General features: G+C 44.6%; 15 protein-coding genes. 1 reads left to right on the top strand and 14 read right to left on the bottom strand.

Going from position 1 to position 19009, the window contains the following annotated elements; translation table 11 throughout:
* Positions 1–12: 12 nt before the first annotated feature.
* From AR337_RS12710 to AR337_RS12685, 6 genes are all read right to left on the bottom strand, one after another.
* Entirely contained in the window at positions 13–2394 is a 2382-nt protein-coding gene (locus tag AR337_RS12710; RefSeq protein WP_059172397.1) for a beta-galactosidase, read from the bottom strand.
* 12 nt (positions 2395–2406) lie between these two features.
* Positions 2407–3378 carry a LacI family DNA-binding transcriptional regulator gene (locus AR337_RS12705; protein ID WP_059172396.1) on the bottom strand — a complete coding sequence of 324 codons (972 nt, stop codon included), beginning with the start codon at positions 3376–3378 and terminating at the stop codon, positions 2407–2409.
* A 409-nt stretch (positions 3379–3787) separates the two neighbouring features.
* Positions 3788–5098 (bottom strand): DUF4179 domain-containing protein, encoded by a 1311-nt coding sequence (locus AR337_RS12700; protein ID WP_059172395.1) that lies wholly within the window; start codon positions 5096–5098, stop codon positions 3788–3790.
* Positions 5091–5612 carry a sigma-70 family RNA polymerase sigma factor gene (locus AR337_RS12695; protein WP_253701692.1) on the bottom strand — a complete coding sequence of 174 codons (522 nt, stop codon included), beginning with the start codon at positions 5610–5612 and terminating at the stop codon, positions 5091–5093. The genes AR337_RS12700 and AR337_RS12695 overlap by 8 nt, the downstream gene beginning before the upstream one ends.
* Before the next feature lie 108 nt (positions 5613–5720).
* Positions 5721–6443: a hypothetical protein gene (locus AR337_RS12690; protein WP_059172394.1), complete on the bottom strand. Its 723-nt coding sequence runs from the start codon at positions 6441–6443 to the stop codon at positions 5721–5723.
* 32 nt (positions 6444–6475) lie between these two features.
* The gene (locus AR337_RS12685; protein ID WP_059172393.1) at positions 6476–6940 is read right to left on the bottom strand and encodes a GNAT family N-acetyltransferase; all 465 of its coding nucleotides are present in this window, start codon (positions 6938–6940) and stop codon (positions 6476–6478) included.
* Between the two features lie 153 nt (positions 6941–7093).
* Between AR337_RS12685 and AR337_RS12680 the strand changes: the two genes are divergently transcribed.
* Positions 7094–7609 carry a hypothetical protein gene (locus tag AR337_RS12680; protein WP_059172392.1) on the top strand — a complete coding sequence of 172 codons (516 nt, stop codon included), beginning with the start codon at positions 7094–7096 and terminating at the stop codon, positions 7607–7609.
* Positions 7610–7895: 286 nt separating this feature from the next.
* Here the strand turns inward: AR337_RS12680 and AR337_RS12675 are convergent, their stop codons facing one another.
* The 8 genes from AR337_RS12675 to AR337_RS12640 all read right to left on the bottom strand — a co-directional run bounded on the left by AR337_RS12675 (position 7896) and on the right by AR337_RS12640 (position 18774).
* Positions 7896–8903, bottom strand: a complete 1008-nt coding sequence (locus AR337_RS12675) for a hypothetical protein (protein WP_156424392.1) — start codon at positions 8901–8903, stop codon at positions 7896–7898.
* Complete coding sequence (locus AR337_RS12670; protein WP_059172390.1) at positions 8866–9603, bottom strand: SWIM zinc finger domain-containing protein; 738 nt, start codon at positions 9601–9603, stop codon at positions 8866–8868. The genes AR337_RS12675 and AR337_RS12670 overlap by 38 nt, the downstream gene beginning before the upstream one ends.
* Positions 9604–9795: 192 nt before the next feature.
* Entirely contained in the window at positions 9796–10131 is a 336-nt protein-coding gene (locus tag AR337_RS12665; protein WP_059172389.1) for a nucleotidyltransferase domain-containing protein, read from the bottom strand.
* A gap of 5 nt (positions 10132–10136) precedes the next feature.
* The gene (locus AR337_RS12660; protein WP_253701688.1) at positions 10137–10532 is read right to left on the bottom strand and encodes a nucleotidyltransferase substrate binding protein; all 396 of its coding nucleotides are present in this window, start codon (positions 10530–10532) and stop codon (positions 10137–10139) included.
* Between the two features lie 80 nt (positions 10533–10612).
* On the bottom strand, positions 10613–11896 hold the full coding sequence (locus AR337_RS12655; protein ID WP_059172388.1) for a TIGR02679 family protein: 1284 nt from the start codon (positions 11894–11896) through the stop codon (positions 10613–10615).
* Between the two features lie 115 nt (positions 11897–12011).
* Positions 12012–16118, bottom strand: a complete 4107-nt coding sequence (locus AR337_RS12650) for a TIGR02680 family protein (protein ID WP_253701685.1) — start codon at positions 16116–16118, stop codon at positions 12012–12014.
* Positions 16111–17283 carry a TIGR02678 family protein gene (locus AR337_RS12645; protein ID WP_059172386.1) on the bottom strand — a complete coding sequence of 391 codons (1173 nt, stop codon included), beginning with the start codon at positions 17281–17283 and terminating at the stop codon, positions 16111–16113. Before AR337_RS12645 ends, AR337_RS12650 begins: the two co-directional genes overlap by 8 nt.
* Positions 17284–18774, bottom strand: coding sequence for a TIGR02677 family protein (locus tag AR337_RS12640; protein ID WP_059172739.1), 1491 nt, complete (start codon positions 18772–18774; stop codon positions 17284–17286).
* Positions 18775–19009: the final 235 nt, after the last annotated feature.

Below are 19009 nucleotides of genomic sequence, written 5' to 3'. Positions count from 1 at the left end.
AGAAATGGTTTGTCAGGCATTCCCCCCTTCAAGCCTTTTGCGGAAGGTTATCTCCGCTGTTTCTTCAGGTGAGCGGATGAACACTTTAAATGACTCATACTCTCCTATTTCCACTTTAACTTGACTGGTTTCATCTGCTATCCATGATGATGAAGAGAAAAGGAATTCTTCCTCTTTCTGCATGATTTTCAGCGTGGCAGTAAGCTTTTCCTCATCTTCCTGCAGTTGAAAAATCTCGCCTGTTCCATACAGAATTTTAATATCATCGGTCAAATCAACGTGTAGCGGAAGCATTAACCCGCTCCTTGCGGCTATCTCGAGCTTTTTCCCACCAATGAGCGGTACGCCGAAATAGCTAATGGAAGTGTACTTCTTATACTCATCGAAATTCTCAATGAAGAAGAACCTGTCACCTAAAGAGCCGCTTCTAACCGTGATATCCAATTCATCATCGAGCCCAAAGCGGTTTGTGATTCCTGCCCTTTGAGCAAGTTCTGAAGCAATCCGGTTTTGGTAGTTAAATTCAGCCTTTATGGCTGCACCTAGCATAATAAGCTTTCCATTTCCAAGATTCTTTTCAAAAGCAATTGGCTTTGGAGTCTCTTCCTCGCTCCATGCGAATACACCTTCATGAACATCGTAGGTTTCCATACTTTTGACACTTACATTGTCGATGGAGCCAATCGTTGCGAAACCTTCCTTGAAATGTCCGGATACTTCCACTCCTGCATAATCCTTCAGGATGGTGCATGGCACATTTTTAAGCGTTTTAGTAGGGAGGACCGGGAACAAAACAAGGGTCCCTCCTTCTTCCATATAGCGGACCAGCTTTTTTTGGATGTCCTCATCCATCCATTTCGTACTGAACATCCAAAGCGTTGAAACCTGCTCAGGATCAATCCTATCGCCTTCCATTACGTTCCAGGCTTCAAATATATAGTTGTTCAGCCTCAATGATTTCACAAGGCCGTTATAAAGGAATGCCTCCCGTTGCTCCTGAATTTCATCGACCATCGCTTTTGTATGCTCATCGTAAAATTCGGTCATATAATAATCAGGATAAAATCCTATATGTAAATCTGAAACAGGCGCGGCGTTCAAAAGCTGCTTGCCATACACCCCGAACATGCCCCCTAGATGGCGGATAACCTCGTAATGAGGCCTCTTTTCCCCATTCAGTCCAAGCGGTGCCTGCCAATCGTGCCTTTTTCCAAACAAGCCGATATTTTCATAGTTTTCGCCACTGGCAAACATATAGTAATTCACCGCATTCATACCATCAGCGACGCAAAGCCGGGTAGTCAAATCAAAGGTAGTGGGCTGCAGCCTAGGTACATCATGAATGCTTCCACCTTGGAATTCCGCCGAGAATAAAGGCTGTTCCTTCCACTGGATTGCCCGTGTAAAAGCATTTGCCATGACAATGTCGATGTAATTGTCATACTCAATATTGCCAATATAATAGTCTCCAGCCACAAGGACGTTTTCTATTTTGGCAGCCTCGAGGAGCTGTGATATCCCGATTGGATACATAGTCCCCCGCTTTAGAAGATCAACTGTATGGAAACCATGGATGTTTACCACATAAGGAACATTGATGCCATTGGATTCGGCGTATCCTTTTAATCTCTCGAGAAACGACCGGTAATGCAGGCGAAGGAAAAGCCCAAATTCATTTCGCAACGCATGTGCGTAACCAGGCTCTGGCTTCTTTATTTTTTTCAGCGAAAGTTCCTCTATGCTTTCAAAAGGAACATTGAATGTAGATTCAAAATCTTTTTTAGTGTATTTTTCAAGTAAATAGCGGTGGAATTGTTTCAGTGTTTCCGTGTTGAAGTCCGGCTGGTTGGTTACCCAATGGAACATTCCAACTTCGTTATCGAGCTGGAACATGATGACGGGTCCCCCGTTTGTGACCTGAAAAGGAACGATGATTTCACAGACCGCTTTATACCAAATGTCCACTTTTTCAAGGAATACCGGATGCATGTAGCTGACAACCCTTGTTGGGTGAATTGACCCTTCGTTGGTTTTTGCAACCGCTTCAGGGTAATTGTCGATGAACCAGGTTGGCACGCCATGATCGACTACTTCGGCCATTACATAAGGTCCGGGACGAACGAGGCAATACATCTCCTCTTCGGCAACCAATTTTAGAAAAGCCGCCAAATCCCTTTCCGCCCTTGTTTTTCCCGTGAGGTCAATGAGGCCTTCCTCAATTTCATGGAAAATCCAAGGGACATAGGTGCTAATTAAATTCGCACCCGCTTCCTTTACATCTCGTATCCTTTGTTTCCAATTCTCCCTGGGAACACGGAAGTAATGGAGCTCACCGCCAAACAAAAACGTCTCTTTTCCATTGATGATGATTTTCTCATTTTCAATTTGGACCATGATTTCACCCCGTCATCCTGAATTTCTGGCCATAAGTTTTACCGGAACTTTCTCTGTTTCGAATTCAAACTCATTGTCCAGCATCCTGAATAATGTCCTAGCTGCAATGATTCCCCATTCCTTTCGGGGCACTTGAATGGTTGTGAGTGATGGGGGGAAGTACTGGGATAGATATATGTCATCAAACCCAACAACCGCCATGTCATCGGGAACCCTCATCCCTCTTTCCTTTATAGCCCTAATCGCTCCAATGGCCATCTCATCATTGGCGCACACCATTGCGGTAGGGAGGGGGGGTTCGACCCTATTCAAATACAATTCCATTTCCTGATAGCCGCTTAACTCAGTGAAATCCGCACGAAGAAGGTCGCTCTCAAAAAATGCGATTCCATGCCTCTCCAATTCATTTCTGAAGCCCTTCAGGCGGGTTTCCCCGTCATACGATTCAATCGAACCCGCAATGTACCCAAGCCGTTTATGCCCTTTGTCGAGCAAATGGCGGACAGCCATTGCCGAACCGTGCTCATTCGGGAGGAGAATATTCTTAATAAATGGAGACTGCAGCTCCCTGTCGAGGACAACGATCGGAAATTTTTCTTCAGCCAGAGATGCCAGCAGATTGTCGTCCATGTGATAATTTAAAATGATGGCCCCATCAACATGACGCTCAATAAGGAGCCTGTGCTTGTCCACCGATGAGCAGACTACCAGTTCTAAACCTTTGCTTATTACAACGTCCTGAATGCCTTCCATCATGTCGTTGAAAAATGGTCCGGTAAAACCACTTAGAAATAATCCGATAATATTCGTCTTCTGTTCCTTTAAATTCTTTGCGGGCCCATTTGGCCGATAGCCAATTTCCTTTGCCGCCTTCAAAACTTTATTTCTCGTTTCTTTTGAAATCAAATGGCTGCCATTGATTGAATAAGATACGGTCGAGACACTGACGCCCGCCCTTTTAGCGACATCTTTTAAAGTTGCCAAATCAAGCCTCCGTTTAATTGAAACGTTTCAAAAGAGAATAAAAAAAATAAGATTTTTCCTCGAAACGTTTCTATTACTAGTAAAAAATTATTAACGCCTCAATAGATTCATTGAAACGTTTCAATGATTTAATTATAGATTTTAATGAAATCGTTTTCAATAGATTTGCCATAAATATTTTTCTTGGATGTGGAATTTATGGGTGTATCATCATTAGCTGCAGGTTACTAATCGCAGCTTTTCTTCTGATTTCCGCTCACCTGGTAAGCTTTTCTATTTCAAATGCATTTGTCGGTTAATTAATTTGTTTTATTGATTAATTATTCTAACATATCGATTGATTTTTCACGGAAATCGATTATACGATGATAAAAGGGGCAAAACCCATCCGCGGATTTTGCCCTTCGCTTTATTTAATCTTTATTTTTTCCTCTGATTTAATCCAGGCAGGATAAAAGTTCAATTCCAGGGATAATGGGTTTTTATATTTATCAAGGCCAGGAATGCTAATCCCAAACTCCTTATATCCCTCTAATTCATATCTAGTAAATCCATCCGTTATGACTTCCTTCCCATCTGCGTCTCTAATGATACCGATAGGATGATAATTGAAATCTTCCTCAGCTTTCATCTTTATTAATAGATAGTTGTCGTCCGCAACTTTTACACCGGTAGACTTCGCGGGATGAGGCTGCTTTACGATGGTCTCTTTTTCGGAATCAACTATCAGGTTCGTTTCGCTCTTATTGATTGCCTGGATTTTGCCCGGAATCAAATAGAGCTCTTTAGGTTCCATGAAATAATTACTTTGAACATAAAGGATTCTTTTGTCATCAGCAGGACCTCCGGAAGCAATAATACCGTTCGAAATTTTATTCCATGTCTCGCCATGTTCATCCACTAACCTGATTTCATCAAAGTTAAGAATCCTTTTCGTATTATCAGGGTCCATTTTGACATGAATAGCTACCCTAAGAGGATAGATTTCAACTTTTTCAAATGTAAGTTTCTGGCCCTCGATGGTAACGGTTTTATTCAAAATGTATTCCTTTTTTGAGGAAATTTTCTTATTCAGGTTAAAATCAACCTCATGTTCTTTACCCTCGATCTTTACATTTAAATTAAAGGACCTTGCTTCAAGCGGCTCCTGAAAGGAAAAATCCAGGAAACCGGTGAAATTTTTTTCACCTTTTAGAGAATATTGAGGCATACCGTAGCTCGCACTCCCAAGTACAAAACTCTTACCATCCGTATTTTTGAGCGTGACATGTTCAAGGGCAATTTCCTTACGCTCTGTCACTGTATCAATCGTATAAAACAAGACTAGCCCAGTTTCATCCGCAATCGCCCTTGTAATCGTAAAGGTGACCCCATCCTTCGTGCTCGATACACCTATTTCCTGGTCGTATTCAGATTCCAGCGCAGCAATGATCCCTTTGTCACCTTGAATTAAATCAACAAGCTTTGCAAAGCCGGGCAGCTCGGATACATATCCCGCGAAAGCAGGGGAAAGCCTAATCGAGGCAAAAAAGCTTATTAAAATGATAGCCGCAGCTGCAATGGAGAATAAGCTTCTCATCCGCTGTTTAGCCCGCTTTTTCTCACGCCTGGCCTTTTCAATGCCTTGCAAGATAGCTGCATCCAGTAAATCTTCCGGGACAGGAAGGCCATCCACAATCCGTTTGTAATCGGCAAGCTTTTCTTCTTCAAAACTATGCACGGTACCCTCCCCCTTTCTCGTCCAGTTTGTCCCTAAGCGACCTCAACGCTTTGTTCAGCCAGGTTTTGATTGTACCTTCAGGGTGGTTGAGGGCAACTGCAATTTCACTGATTTTCAGGTCCTGAAAGTATTTCATTGCCAGAATTTCACGCGACCGGGCGTCAAGTCCTTCCATCGCATCTCTTATTTCAAGTCCGTCATGCTGCTCAAGCCGCCCTTCTTTATGAATAAACGCCTCATCAAGGACCACCCGTTTCCTTTTGTCCAAAACATCATTGCAGTAGTTGATCATGATCCGAATCATCCACGTTTTGGCAAATGAAGCCTCCTTTAGCGAGCGAATTCCCTTATAGGCGCGAAATGTAACTTCCTGTACCGCTTCGAGAGCATCCTCTTCATTCCGCAAAAATGCGAGGGCCGTTTTGTATAAATCGATCTTGCAAGCGTGCATTAATTCAAGAAAGGCCTGGTCTTCCCCTTTGATGGCATCCCTCGCCAATTGTTCAATTTCCACCAACCCGCCCCCTTTCTATGCATTAGACAGCTGAACATCAAAAAAGTTTTGGTTATTTTGATTTTTCATAAAAAGAGGAACCGACTTGGTCCCTCTCCTAATAAACTATCATTTTCCAGTACGAACAGCGGTTTCACTAATAACATAACTTAATTCGAGGCGTCCGAGCCATTTCTCGGCATCGCTTATTTTCCTGCTGATTCCGTTCGTATCTTCATAATACTCAAGGCCTTCGACAGGGCGATAATCTATATTCGATTTTCCAATCCGGTACGCAATCATCACCCATTCCGCATCGGTCATCTTTCCATTTGAGTATTCCTGTATGTATTCAGCATTCTTTCTTGAAAATGCGCAGGAACCGGCTGTTATATCGACTTCCTGCCCCAGTTCAAGGGAAACGATTTTATTTGTGATTCGTTCGGTTTCCTTCCACTCAACCGGGTGGGTTTCCAACGCCCGTTCCGTCCGGCCAAGTATCAGATAACCATGTTTCGGTATCTCATGGACAATATGATTCAATTCGTCCATGTGATTCCTTCCCCATGTCAGCAGCCTGTCAAAATCACAGTAGTGAAAATGCCCGCAATCACCTGTCAGACCAAACCTGACCGCTTCCCTCCGCGCTTCAGCCGCTCCTTTTTTGGGAATGACTTTCACATTGAACCGGCTGTTTTCCATTTCATGAATCAATTCGGCGGAGGATTGGTCGCTGATCGCAATGAACAGTTCCGTATAGATGCCTTCCAAATCATTTTGAAGCTGCTTGAAAAGCTTGATATTTTTTCCGCTCGGGTCATGAACAACTGTTATAAGGGCTATCTTGGCCATGTTGTCACCTCATTTTTTTATAAAAAGTAAAGTTAGGATGGGAAAAACTCCATCGGTTCTTTGCAGTGGGAGTACCCGTTTCTTTCGTAAAAAGGAACCCCGTCCTCACTCGGCCATACGATGATGAATTCATACTTGCTGTCTTTTACCCATTCGTTAATGGCTAAGATTAATTTACTGCCAATGCCCTTTCCCCTGTATTCCGGCACCGTATACACATTGGTCATATAGGCAAAAGGGCGGGTAACCCTGCCCGGGCGGGGCACTTTTTGGATTAATTCAATGTATATGTGCGAAACTATCCGTCCTTCTTCCTCGGCAACCCAAATAAACCATCGGCCGCCATCCATTGCATTCTCCAGAAAGACCCTGCATTCCAATTCGAATGCATCATAGTCACTTTCCAACGCGGCGGCCGGGTAATCCTCCAGCGTAAAATCCCATCTCATTTTAATCAATTGCTCAATATCTCTCTTTTCGGCAAGCCGGATTCTCATCCTATATCCCCTCTTTTCTGGTTTTGCAAATTATTCTTTGAATCTAGCAGCTCTATGTATTCGCCTATTCTATTTGACCGGTTATTTAATTGAATATTCACCCAATTAATGGTAGCATAGACTAATCCTTATGAGCAAAGGGGGAATGGGAACATGCCGAAAATTTCTCTTGCAGAGGCAGTAAAACTAAAAAGTATTTTAAATAAAAGGGTACATGAACTTGAAAGTGAAATGGATAGGGTGGCGTTTGCAGAGATGGAAAAGGGCGCGAAACCGCCAAAGCTGCCGCGCACTCTTTTGGAAGTAGAAAGAGATATGGAGGATATCCGAAAAGATATGCGTACCCTGGATAGAATGGTGTATGCTGCTAACATCCAGAATACCGTTACCTTCAATGAGGAAGAGCTTCCCATCGTCGAAGCAATCGAGCTTGCTACCCAGCTCCGGGCAAAAGCCAGGAAATATAAGGAGTACGGCGCGGCACAGAAGGAAGTTTATCCCTATTCGTATGGAGAGAACAATTCCATTGTCCGTGTTGCTCTTTTCGAACCGGAGGAATACCGGATGAGAGGGCTTGAAGCTGACCGACAGGCCAACAGGCTCTCCAACCTAATCAACGCTAAAAACTACTCAATCGAACTTGATTTCGATGCAGAAAAGTATTTCTAGCCTTGAAGAGGTGAGACTCCTCTTCAAGGCGCGGAAGGAGCCCCACCCAAATTAATTGGTAATTTGTAATGGCAAAAGGCAAACCCATGACCGATTTCCCGTTACACGTTCACCCTTGACCGGTTACCAACCAATGCAATGGCGGCTGATGGCTAAACTTAATCGTTTATTTTTGTTCCTTCCGTGAGTCCCTCTTCCTTTTTGGGAGGGGGATTTTTATGTTTCAGCACAGCAAAAGAATTCAATCAAACGTTTGATTGAATTCTATAATTTTTTCCGGGTATAATTATCTTAATTTACTCAGTTCATCAATAAAAGCAGGTTTACGGCTGAAAATTCGCATAAGCTCTTCAACTAATTCAGCTGTACTCTGGCTTCCGCATGCTTTCCTATAAACCTTTATCCTGTTGCAGACATCCTGGTATCTTCGCCTGTTGGATGCTTCTTTTGCATCTTGTTGGAGCACCTCTATGAATATATTTTTTACTTCCTGCGGATAAGGTTCTTTTAAAAATGGATACAATTCTAAAATCGAATTCTTATTTTCTACGCAATAGTTGAGAAGTCTCTCTGTCTCGTTCTCCTCGATCAGAATTTTTTTATAGATAGAATTGAATCTTTCAGACTCCAAACTAATCAAAATGCTTTCAAGAACAGCGGGCCATTCACTGCTGTTATATAAATCTTTCAGCTTTTCATAGTATTCATACTCATTTTTTAAAACGAGTTCATAGCCAAGAAGCTGCTGGTCTTTTAAATCGCCTGTCAGTTCGTATATTTTGTACCGGAGTTTCTTCCAGCGCAGCACCTTGCCCGGCCACTCCCTGTCTGTATACTCACCTTCCGATGAAAGCTTCAACGCCCTGGCAAATTCGCTCGAGGAAATTGCTTTTTCAATAGCAATTTCCCGAAACTCACTAACAGAAATATTTTCGAGAAGGAATGCATCTGCCTTTTCAGGGGAATCGAATTGTTCAATCAGCTTCAACTGGATTGATTTAAGCGAGTTTCTATTATAATCGGCTGTTAACCCTTCGCCTGAATTATTCAAATAGTCATCAAGCATGGCTTCCAACATGGTTCTTGTTTGAGGGTCTTCACAAAAGCTCGCCGCAGCTTCAAGCATTGCAAAACGCCATTCGCTCCATCCTTCAAATACTTCACTATCCGCTTCGGAGACTATAGATGCAAATAATCTTCTTCTTACCTCCAACGGACAATCAGACGCAGCCTGTTCTGAGGCTTCCCCAATTAATTCAAGCCTCAGACGCAGCCTGTTCTGAGGCTTCCCCAATTAATTCAAGCCAGTCATCAACCATTGCTCCCGCAACGCCGCTTGAATCATCACAGAATTCCAGCAATTCAACCATAATTGGCAAAACAGCAAGTGAAATCTCAATGGTTTTATCAGCTTTTCCCTGGTCAAGACTTTCTTCGGCCCGTTCAAAGCAAATTTCAGCCCCCCGGACGGCTTCATCCACATGTTCCCAATCGACAAAGCCTCTATGTTCCGCCCGGTTAATATATTCCCAAACTATTTTTCTGCACGATTCCGCCTCATTGCCATTCTCGGCATATTGAAACTGGATACGCCGTTTGGCATCCGGATATTCCCGGCCCAGCTCCATGATAATGCCAATCAATTCTTCCTTGGTTAATTCCGAAAGTATAGCCCCAAAGCTTTTCTTAGGATGTTTTTCCATATCAGTACCAACAGTACCCGACTTTTTAAAACTCCTGATTTTGTACAGAACCGCGGACTGATGTTTACAGTAAGGCCCCCAGTCATAGGGGCAGTCGCAAAATAATTCCACAATTGTCTCACCAGCGGCAAGACGGACCTCAACTTCATAATCATCCGACCCTTCTACAAGGGCGAACCAAAAATCAGTCTCTTTCTCTACAAGACTGGATACAAACCCTCTTTCAAAATAATCCAGCCCCCGTTTGAGGATTTCCGGATCAATGTAACTCTCGAAATTCTCCAGCTTCACCCGGTTAACCTCCTCTCTTAAAACTGCCATTTGTATATGTCGGGAAAAAAGAACCAATAGATTTGCTCCCCGCTACATCGGTTCCCCTCCAGATTAAACCTGCACTACTTGAAAAATTCAATCAAACGTTTGATTGAATTTTTCAAAATACATTTTTGAATGGCAAAAAGCGATGGGTTGTCCAAAGGCTTTTTAAATTGGGCTTTTTGAGCGGTTGGTTTGATTTTCCCTTTGGTAAATCTTTTTTCCCACCGTATCAATGTGCCTCTTTAATTCCTCATTCTTTATGTCTTCATAGATAACAACATCAAAAAAGTATGGCAATGGGTACTCCTCATTTAGCAAATCATACACTTGAAAAAGCGTTTTTTCTGTTACGCCTTTTCCTGAAATAGCAATATCCACATCGGATCCGCGCTTATAATTGCCCATTGCCCGGCTGCCAAAAATATACGCTGTATCAATTTCACTAAAACTGCTTAAAGCCCGATCGATATAATCAAGGTCTTTCTCCAATAAGCCGTACATCCCTTTCACTCCTTCTCTAATTTCTCAAAGAGCGATTTAAGAATTGGCACATAAGTATTTTTAATTTCTTTCACAAGCCTCTTTGCGGTATCTTCATCATACGTATGGGAAGTTAAATTACGATTTGATAATGCTTCAAGCCAAATATGGCCTTCTTCAATCAACCCAATTTGAAATCCTTGTTTTATTGTTTCCCTAGGACTATTAACCAAGTATCCCTGCGATTCTAAATAGTCTTTCATTGTCTTCCAACCCAATTCAAATGTCATCTCAAAAAATTGAATAATACCCGCCCGTTCTAGGTCGGAATTAATTTCGCCTGATGAATACTTCTCCAGCAGCAAGAATGATTTTTTGTAGTTTTCGAACCTTTGCCTCCATCGGGTATCCTTTAAATTCATGATAACTCCCCCTGGTTCCGCCTTTTTTATCATTATAACCGATTCCAGACATCTCAATAGTGAAACGGCCCAGAAATCTATCATAGCCGACTCTTAATATCTCCAACCAGTAGATCAATTAGCCCTTCTTGGTAAGAGGCCTTCCCTTCCTTTGCCATTACCTCGGCCGTTTCTTTTAAAATGGGATCGGTTATGGCGCCTAGTTGGCTCACCCGCAAACCAATTGATTCTTCCGATATCGCAATCCTATACGATTCAGGGTCCATGCGCCAAATAAGCACATTCCCGGGATAGCGCTGTTTAAGCCTTTGGGCCATGTGGAGGCCTTCCGGATCCAAATCACCAGCATAATGGATGGTGCATCCCGCCTCAACTATCCGGTCGAAGAAAATCCAGCTCGCAATCCTGAACTGGCCATGCGTACAGACAACCGGTGCAACTGAAATTTCATCCATGACTGCCGAACAGACACTTGAATTTTCGAGAACCCATACATCTGTACCTTGAAAAGGCTCGATACCCTTAAGTACTGCAAGCTCGCGGACCGGCACATTCATAACGCTGCCGTACTCAGCTGCTGCTTGCCAAACAGGATGAATCCCACCATCCGAGCCAATCGCCGTAAATCCCCGGCATGTAACAAAACTCCATAAATCATCTCGAAGGAGTCCATACTGAAGCAAGAGTTCATTCACCTGCTCGGTTTGCTGCTTTCCTTCCAATTCCCCGCCTGGCTGCCCCTCCCGCATGACAGAAAGCAAATGCAATAGCAGCCTTCCGCCCGGCTGGTTCCTGTCAAATGCATGCGGATTTCCGGTTACCTTTTGCGCGAATAGAGGCAGCCGCTCATATAGTCCTTCTCCGGGCAAAAGGTGCCAGGCACTCGCGGCCATGCGCAGAAGCCGCTGTAATTCATCCCTGTCTTCGCGGTAAAGCGGAAAAACAAACCGTGCATCGGGCTTTTTTCCAAGCATCCGCCCGAACCATTTTTCAAGGTGTGGAAACTCGGTGATTAAGCTTTCAAAAAACAGCGTTTCTTCTTCAGCCGCCGCCTGCCTTTCCTCCGCCTTCGAAACAAGCGGCTCACCAAAGTACAATTCAAGCAGTTCCTTCAGCCCCAATCCCGTAAAATTGGTTCTTTCAAGCCCCAACTCAAATTCCCTTAGCGCCAACGTTCCTTTTTCCTTAAGAAGATGGGGAGGCTTTGCCAGAAAACCGGCGATTGAATGAAGTTCCATTTCAGAAAAACCATCCAGTTTTACAGTCCCTCCAACCCTGCCAACGGACCTGTATTTCTCCCTAAACCTTATGAGCAGCTTTTGGAAACCGGGTTCTTTTTTCAATAACTCAAGCCGCTTGTCCATCCATCTTCTCCTCTCTCTAGTCAGTTCTGAACAACATCCTCTTGCATCCCTTTTAAAAAAGGCGGTCCAACTGCAAGCGGACCACCTCATCATAATTGCCATTATTACTCACGGGCTATTCCTGCAATACAGGCTCGCCAACATCCAGAATCTTTTTCACTCCATCCCACTTGTAACGGATGACCGTCACATAATCGGCATTTTTCGGACGGACGAGCTCACTGATCGCAAGGCCTTTGACTGTGTCATAATCTCCCCAAAGCGCCTGGGAATTCATGATGTAATTGAAGCCTAGCTCCTCAACCACCTGGAACATATCGCGAATATTGTTTTCATCTACCCCAGCGAATGCCTCATCGAGCGAAATGATGTACGGTGCGGAAGGAGCCGCTTCCTGATAGCGGGAGTAAGCCGCAGTAAAGAGCGGAATATACATCGCCATCGCTTTTTCCCCGCCGCTGAACTTATAAAAAGCATTGTTCGTCAATTCCCGTTTCGGCTCACCCTCCCGCCGGTAGGACAAAATGAACGAGAACCATTTCCGATAATCAAGCACTTCTTTTAAAACCTGATGGAGCGTGTTCCCTTCATTCCGTAGCTCAATCAATTCCTTTGCCTTCGAAATCTTTGACTGAAAATGGCGGGTGATTTTGCTGAAATCCTCTTCCTTTAGGAACTTGCTGTTCATCTGGAGCAAATCAACGAGCTCCTGAGTATCAATTTCCTCCTCCGTCTCGGCGGTCTTAGGCTTCCAGGCAATTGAAAACGTTAGTCCCGAAGAGCTGTTCCGCCCCGCCATTAGCTTGTCCATCTTCCGGATCCACTCATTTGCGCGGTTGATTCGTGCCCTCAGAATCGAACCAACCGATTTCAAAATAATATCCTCATAAAGTTGGCGGTCCTGTTCATCCAGCAGCTGCTGCTTTGTCTCCAGCTCTCCGCCGAGCGTTTCGAACACATAATAGGGACTCGCCTTTTGGCCATGATATTCCATCAATATGTTTTTCCGCCGGTTCACCTGGACCCAGTTATCAATCTGCAGCTGCTCTGTCTGGTTCAAATCAATAAACTGCAAATCCTCCGGCAAATCAAGGGGCTGATCGTATTCAGTAAGCCGGTATTCCATCAAATCCGACTGCTCACTGTAATACGCCTTTGAAAGAAGCTCATTCATTTTTGCACGGTCATACTTTTTCAATTCAGCCTGAAACAGATTAAATACAGTTCCGGGAGCCGGGTCCTCCACCACGATAAATCCGCGCGACAATTCTTCGCTAAAGGCGTACTTCCAACTTTCATACAGGGCGGACCAGAAGGAAACCTCTCTCTTTAACGTCTCAAGTTTCTCCTTTTCCTGTTTTGCATTTTCTTTCCGGGCAGGAAGTGTTCCTTGAATCCGGTTGAGTTCCTTTCCGCAGTCCGCCAATTCACGCTGTACCTCTGCAATCCGTTTGCGTACCTCGTCAACTCCCTCAAGCTGAAGCTGGGTTTTGACCGATTCGATTTCGGCCTTCGTTCTCCTAGCGCTGATTTCAAGATTATTCCGTTCCCCGGCAATCTCTATAATCTCCTCTTCCAGTTCCCCAAGGCGGGCGTCAATAAGGTCCTTCTCACGGTAAAAGCCCGTTAACATGATTTTTAAATTCTGAAGCTTTCCAAGGAACCGGTTGTAGCTATTCATGTACTTGATCGCAGACTCACAGCTTTCAAGGCCCGCCTGCAAGTTAAGCAGTTTCGTCTTTTCTTGAATAACCTGTTTCAGTGAATGGTACTCCTGCGCCGCAAATTTATACTGGCTGTCAACACGGTCATGGTTTGCCAACAACGTTTCAATTCTTGTTCTATACCGTTCAAGATTGGCGTGAATCTCTCGTAAATCCCTGTCTGTTGGAAAAGAATCTTTTATCCGCTTTGCATCTTCGCTTAATCTTTGGAGCCGTTCCGTCTCCGATTTCAGTTCAGCGACCTCCTCGAATGCGATGGAAGCTTTCTTTTCAAATTCAGCGACTTTCTCACGCTGGAACCTTTTTCTTGATGATCTGCCAATAAAACTTGGTTCCCCTTCATCAGGCGCGTGCCCGAAAAGATCCCCAATCCGGTAAAACCCTTGCTCGTCAATCGAAATGGTACTGGTTGTATCAATTCCTGGCTCCTCGCCAATCAAAATCGTCCTCAGCACATCATCAACAAGCTCTTTGGAGACAGGATGGCCTTCCTCTAGATCCGGCTTCAAATAATCGGCAAGTGTATGCCCGAACATCGACGGGTTTGGTTTGATATACCGGTCATTTTCAAAGTCCTTCGGATTAGAGATAATCAAACTGTCAAGAATGCCTGAATGTTTTAATGCAGCCTCCATCCGGCGTTTTTGTTCATCCGAAACACTATCCTTGAAATCAACCGCCGCATAGAACGGTACAAAGGCTCTTCCTTCATCCATTAATCTGCCACGGAATCGGCTAGTTGCTTCCGCCCTCTCCGGTTCCGGATCATTCATGTTTTTCCATCTGTTTCGTTCCTCTTCATAACCCGCCGCTTCCAAAAGCTTGGCATCAAGGCTGGCCTTCAATGTACCAATTTGGGCCGCGAGTTCCTGCTGGTAGGCATAAATGGCATCCATGATCGGTGCCTTTACGTCATCGAAATTATTTTCCTCATAGAGGCCGCCAATTGATCGGGAGATTACCCGCAAACGTTCATCGCCGATTTGCAGCTCAGGATAATTCGCAGCCCAGCGGAAAATGGCATCCTCCAAATTTTGCCGATCCTCCTCGAAAAGCTTTGCAAGGTCGGATTGTTCATTCCGCTGCTTATCGATGTTCTGTTTCAAATCAGATGCTTCCCGGTATTTCGCGTCCATCTCTTTCCTATATTGTTCCTGGTTTCGGTAGTCGTTCCGAATATCTTCCAACAGATTGGCATGGGCTTGCGCTTCCCGGTCCCACACTGTGAAGTCAAAGCCAGATTTACCGTTCCGCCTGTAATCCTCAAAATTCTGGCCATGTCCGAAAAAGCCGGCTTCACGGGCATCCAGTTCCATTTCCTCCGCATGGCTGGCCTCTTCCTTTTCAGATTCATAGATGTCCTGCCCGATTTTATTAAGCTTACTTTTTTGGCTGCTTTCCTGGGCCTTTTTATCATCCAGCTGCTTTTGCTTCCTCTCAAAGTCCGAGGTTAGAATTCTCAACTTTTCTTCAAGCTCATTCAATTCACGCTGAAGCCGCCAGACCTCGTGCCTGTTGAGCCGCTCTTCCTCACCCTTCGCCACCTGAAGGCGATCGGAATACATTTCATAGTCTTGCTGAAGCAGGCGGATTTCCTCGGAAAGCTTGTCAATCCGTGCTTCCGTTTCTTCTTTTTGTCTGCTAACCGCTTTAAAGCCTTTTTCTACTTTTAAAATATTTTCAGCTTTTTCCGCCAGGATATAGCGGTTGTACAAATCATAAAAATTCACTAGTTTCTTTGCCGCATTGTACTCGCGTTCCAGCTGCTCTAGCTGCTGCCTTGACTGGTCCATGTTTTCGATTGTATCGGACAAATGCCTGAGGTCATCGTCCCCGAGCGGCGGGAGCGCCGATTCAAGAATTTCATAGATGACGGTCGGACGGAAATCCTTTGAAAGCTTAGGGCTTCGTAGCTGGATCAATAGCTTAATCAAATCATCATATGCGTCAAGTGTCTGGAATCCGAAAATATGCTTGTTTACCAGATCCATATATTCTTTTTGCCCGCGGACAACCTGCCCGCCGGTGCCAATCCTGTTCTCCAGTTCTTTTGCCGATAGCGGAATTTTCTCGCCCTGGTAAATCTGATAGAGCTGAAAGCTATCGCCAATCCGCCTGTTGTCGGTTATCACAAAACCCCAGAATTTCATTTCTTTATGCCGCTTTGCCTGAAGGCCAATCCCAGTCGTTACATACTGATCGCTATTTTCTTTTTTATACTCAAGGAACAAATAGCCCGTCCGTTCATCACGGTCAACAACGCCTTTTTCGCCGAGCAGGTAATCCTCCATTCGCCTCGCTTTCGAACCAAACGGATCGAGCCGGTCCGGGGATTTTTTTCCGTCCAAAAGAACTGGAAGGAAGCTTTGCATTGTCACCGATTTTCCGGAACCATTGCTGCCCCGCAAAAGCAGCTTTCCATCGACAAAGTCAAATGTCTCCTCATCGTAATACCAGAAGTTCAGCAGGCCGGCGCGGTTCATTTTCCACCTATTCATCTCGCTCATCCTCTTCCACTCCCTTCAAAAAATCTTTTGGATATGCTCCCGAAAGCAAACCAAGCAGCGGCTTCAAAACAATTACATTCGAATCCTTATACGTTTCCGCCATCATCCATGATTCCATGACCTGAAGCAGATCGCGCCGAATTGAAGCAATGGTGCCATCCCTATACGCTTTTGACCATCCCGCTCCGTTTTTATCTTTTATTTCCATAAGAAACGAGTCAAATTCTGACTCTGTCAGAAAAATCTCACCTGTCTCATTAGACTGGAACCTGCTTTTCTGGGCATGGATTGCCGCGGAAAGCTGCAAAATAATATCGCTCGATGCCTTCTGATCAGGGAATATTGTTTGGAATGTCTTTGGCTCGGCGACCGTCAGCATCGCGGCATTTTTATAAAGTGTAAATTGAAACGATGTATGTTTTTCAATATCATCGCTTATCCGGTTTCGGAGATTGCGCAAGTAATAAAAATCAGAGTCATTCTGCTGCTTCCTGTAAATGGCCGGGGACATAAACAGCTGGCGGTACACACGCTTCCTCGTCTCGTCTTCTGACTGAAACTTCCACTCTTCATCCAAAATATCTCTCCAGTCAGTATAGTTAAAAAGATCTTCCGGATACGACCTCATAAAATACCGGCTGAAAATAGTTACCTCATATAGCGCTTCCTGCTCCTGGTCATTATCAAAACGGTTCACATCGCCATCAATCGTCTTCATTAGCCTGAAATCCGTCAGCATCTGGACTGCGCGGATAAGTGATTTCCGATGGGCATAAACGGTCCAGTCAAGCGGAAAATCACCCGGATAGTCGGCTCGGATGCTTTCGCAAAACTCCGAGAGCAGAAACTGTTCATCGATTGACTTCCCCTCGAGGAAACTGAGTGCGCAGCAAAATATCGCATAATCCATCGGCTCCTGAAAATGGGGAATGCCCATCCAGGACTGCGGTTCAACCGGAATCTTTTCAAGCTTGGCAAAATGGCGGTGAATGATCAGACGAAGCCCAAACTTTTCATCAATATAGCGGCGCAATACCTTTTCACGTTCGCGGACCAGTTGGTACCAATCAGGCTGTTCGGACCGGAGAATCCAATAATGGTCAAAAAGGAGTTGAAGTCCCCGCTGGGCCTTTTCATCAAAAATATTTTCCTCCATTTATACATCTCCCCCCGTGAATAGCAATTCAGCATCAGGCATCTCGAGAAAACCGTCTTCAGCCCGGAGGAGGACACGGTTCCCTTTGTTAATGGAGACTTTTACTGTCATGCCAAAATCCGTCTTTACCTTGTTATCTTTGCTGGCCATCGATTTGCCAATCCAGGTAAGGAGCATTTTCCGTACCTGCGTTTCAATGACGGGAAGATTTGAAATGATGATTCGGTTTTCAGTTATATATTTTTCAATCATTTTCCGTTCATTGGCAAGCTGCTTCAAGTATTCCTCGAAGGCAGCTTTCTTTTGTTCTTGTGTATCAATAATCGCCCCCGGTTTCGTTTTTTCCCTATACCGGTTTGTTCTTGGCTTAATTTGGATTTCCTGCGGTTTTTCGTCCCATATATCGGAATAAATATCCTCCGTCGGCGCCCCTTCATGGAACATATGCCTCGTTTTAAGCGCACCAAAAACTACCGACGACAAGCAATGCGCTTCATTTAGTTCTTCAAGCCCGGAAAACCATTTCGCCAAGTGCAAATAGTCCTTCCGGCGGCTGCGGAAATTTTGGTGCCGCTCCCCAATCCGCTGGACAAAGCGGGTAATCCGGCGAATCATTTCGTTCGTCTGATGTTGGAGCATATCCAGTTCGCTCTGGTGGGATGGGCTGCCAAGAAACCAGAAGCAAACCGTATGCCAAATTCCTTGATGTTCGGCCAGCAGCTCTTCTTTTGAAAGGCCGGCTTCCTCCAGCCTCGGAATAGCAAGTTTATGTTGGACAATCGCCTCATAAATAGGCTCCATTTTGTCCGGACCGAGTTCCGCCAGCCGCTGTTGTATCTGCATCGAGGTTTTCTGGAGAGACACAATGAAATCACGCAGGTACGCCGTGAATTGATTTTTATAGACAAGGAACGCCTCTGTTTGCATCTGCTCTTCAGCTTTTTCACTATTAATATAGGCAATATAGTCGGCAGTGCTCCGGCGGATGTTCCGAAAATAGCCAAACAGATCTTCCCAAAGTTGATGGATTTCCTCAGGCTTCTCATCCTTAATGTTTATTGCCGCCGATTCAAGCTTAGCAATCGCCTGGAGAAGGCGGTCAAATTGGGTCCGTTCAAGCGAGCCCTGGAAGCTGTCGCCCATCTTTTCAAGCTGCTGCAGCATTCGTTCAATCTCGACTGTATATGGCGTGCATTGATAGCGGAACCGCTTTTTCTTGTATTCCTCAACCGTTTTCGCACTCCCCATATCCTGGCGGGCAATCAAATTGTTCCATTTGACTAGTTGTGCAAGGTCCATATGCAGCTGTTCTTCCGTATATGTAAAAAACTCTGGCATTTCTTTTAAAAAGGCAAAAATCTCTTCCGGCGTGATGTAATCCCTCATCCGTTCATGCTGGATAAAAAAGAACCGGAGAATGGTCCTGTAGCTCCACGCCTTCTCGGCGGTTAAATAACTCGCCTCAACAACCTTATTCATCGTAGGATTCATTTCGGTCACCGCATTTCTTCTGGATAGCTTCATTGTATCGAATATTGGCAGTTTTTTGGAGGAAAAATATTGGAAATGAGAGGTTTGATACGGCTTCAACAGCTATGTACAAGGAACGGTTCGCCGTAGACGAACGCTACTTACCCGTTGAAAATCTTGTGGAATTCATCTTATTTCGAATCCAACGCATGTTTTATGAGCTCTAATGGAAAAATAAGCCCATGCACTAAATTTT

This window comes from Bacillus sp. FJAT-27445, assembly GCF_001510665.1.
Taxonomy (GTDB): Bacteria; Bacillota; Bacilli; order Bacillales; family Cytobacillaceae; genus Bacillus_D.
The sequence above is the reverse complement of the archived record's forward strand: the minus strand, read 5'-3'. Positions and strand labels throughout refer to the sequence as shown.

Coding starts and splice junctions, on each gene's coding strand:
- AR337_RS12710 (WP_059172397.1), bottom strand. CDS start 2,394: ATGGTCCAAATTGAAAATGAGAAAATCATCATCAATGGAAAAGAGACG.
- AR337_RS12690 (WP_059172394.1), bottom strand. CDS start 6,443: ATGGCCAAGATAGCCCTTATAACAGTTGTTCATGACCCGAGCGGAAAA.
- AR337_RS12685 (WP_059172393.1), bottom strand. CDS start 6,940: ATGAGAATCCGGCTTGCCGAAAAGAGAGATATTGAGCAATTGATTAAA.
- AR337_RS12680 (WP_059172392.1), top strand. CDS start 7,094: ATGCCGAAAATTTCTCTTGCAGAGGCAGTAAAACTAAAAAGTATTTTA.
- AR337_RS12665 (WP_059172389.1), bottom strand. CDS start 10,131: ATGTACGGCTTATTGGAGAAAGACCTTGATTATATCGATCGGGCTTTA.
- AR337_RS12660 (WP_253701688.1), bottom strand. CDS start 10,532: ATGAATTTAAAGGATACCCGATGGAGGCAAAGGTTCGAAAACTACAAA.
- AR337_RS12655 (WP_059172388.1), bottom strand. CDS start 11,896: ATGGACAAGCGGCTTGAGTTATTGAAAAAAGAACCCGGTTTCCAAAAG.
- AR337_RS12650 (WP_253701685.1), bottom strand. CDS start 16,118: ATGAATAGGTGGAAAATGAACCGCGCCGGCCTGCTGAACTTCTGGTAT.
- AR337_RS12645 (WP_059172386.1), bottom strand. CDS start 17,283: ATGGAGGAAAATATTTTTGATGAAAAGGCCCAGCGGGGACTTCAACTC.
- AR337_RS12640 (WP_059172739.1), bottom strand. CDS start 18,774: ATGAATCCTACGATGAATAAGGTTGTTGAGGCGAGTTATTTAACCGCC.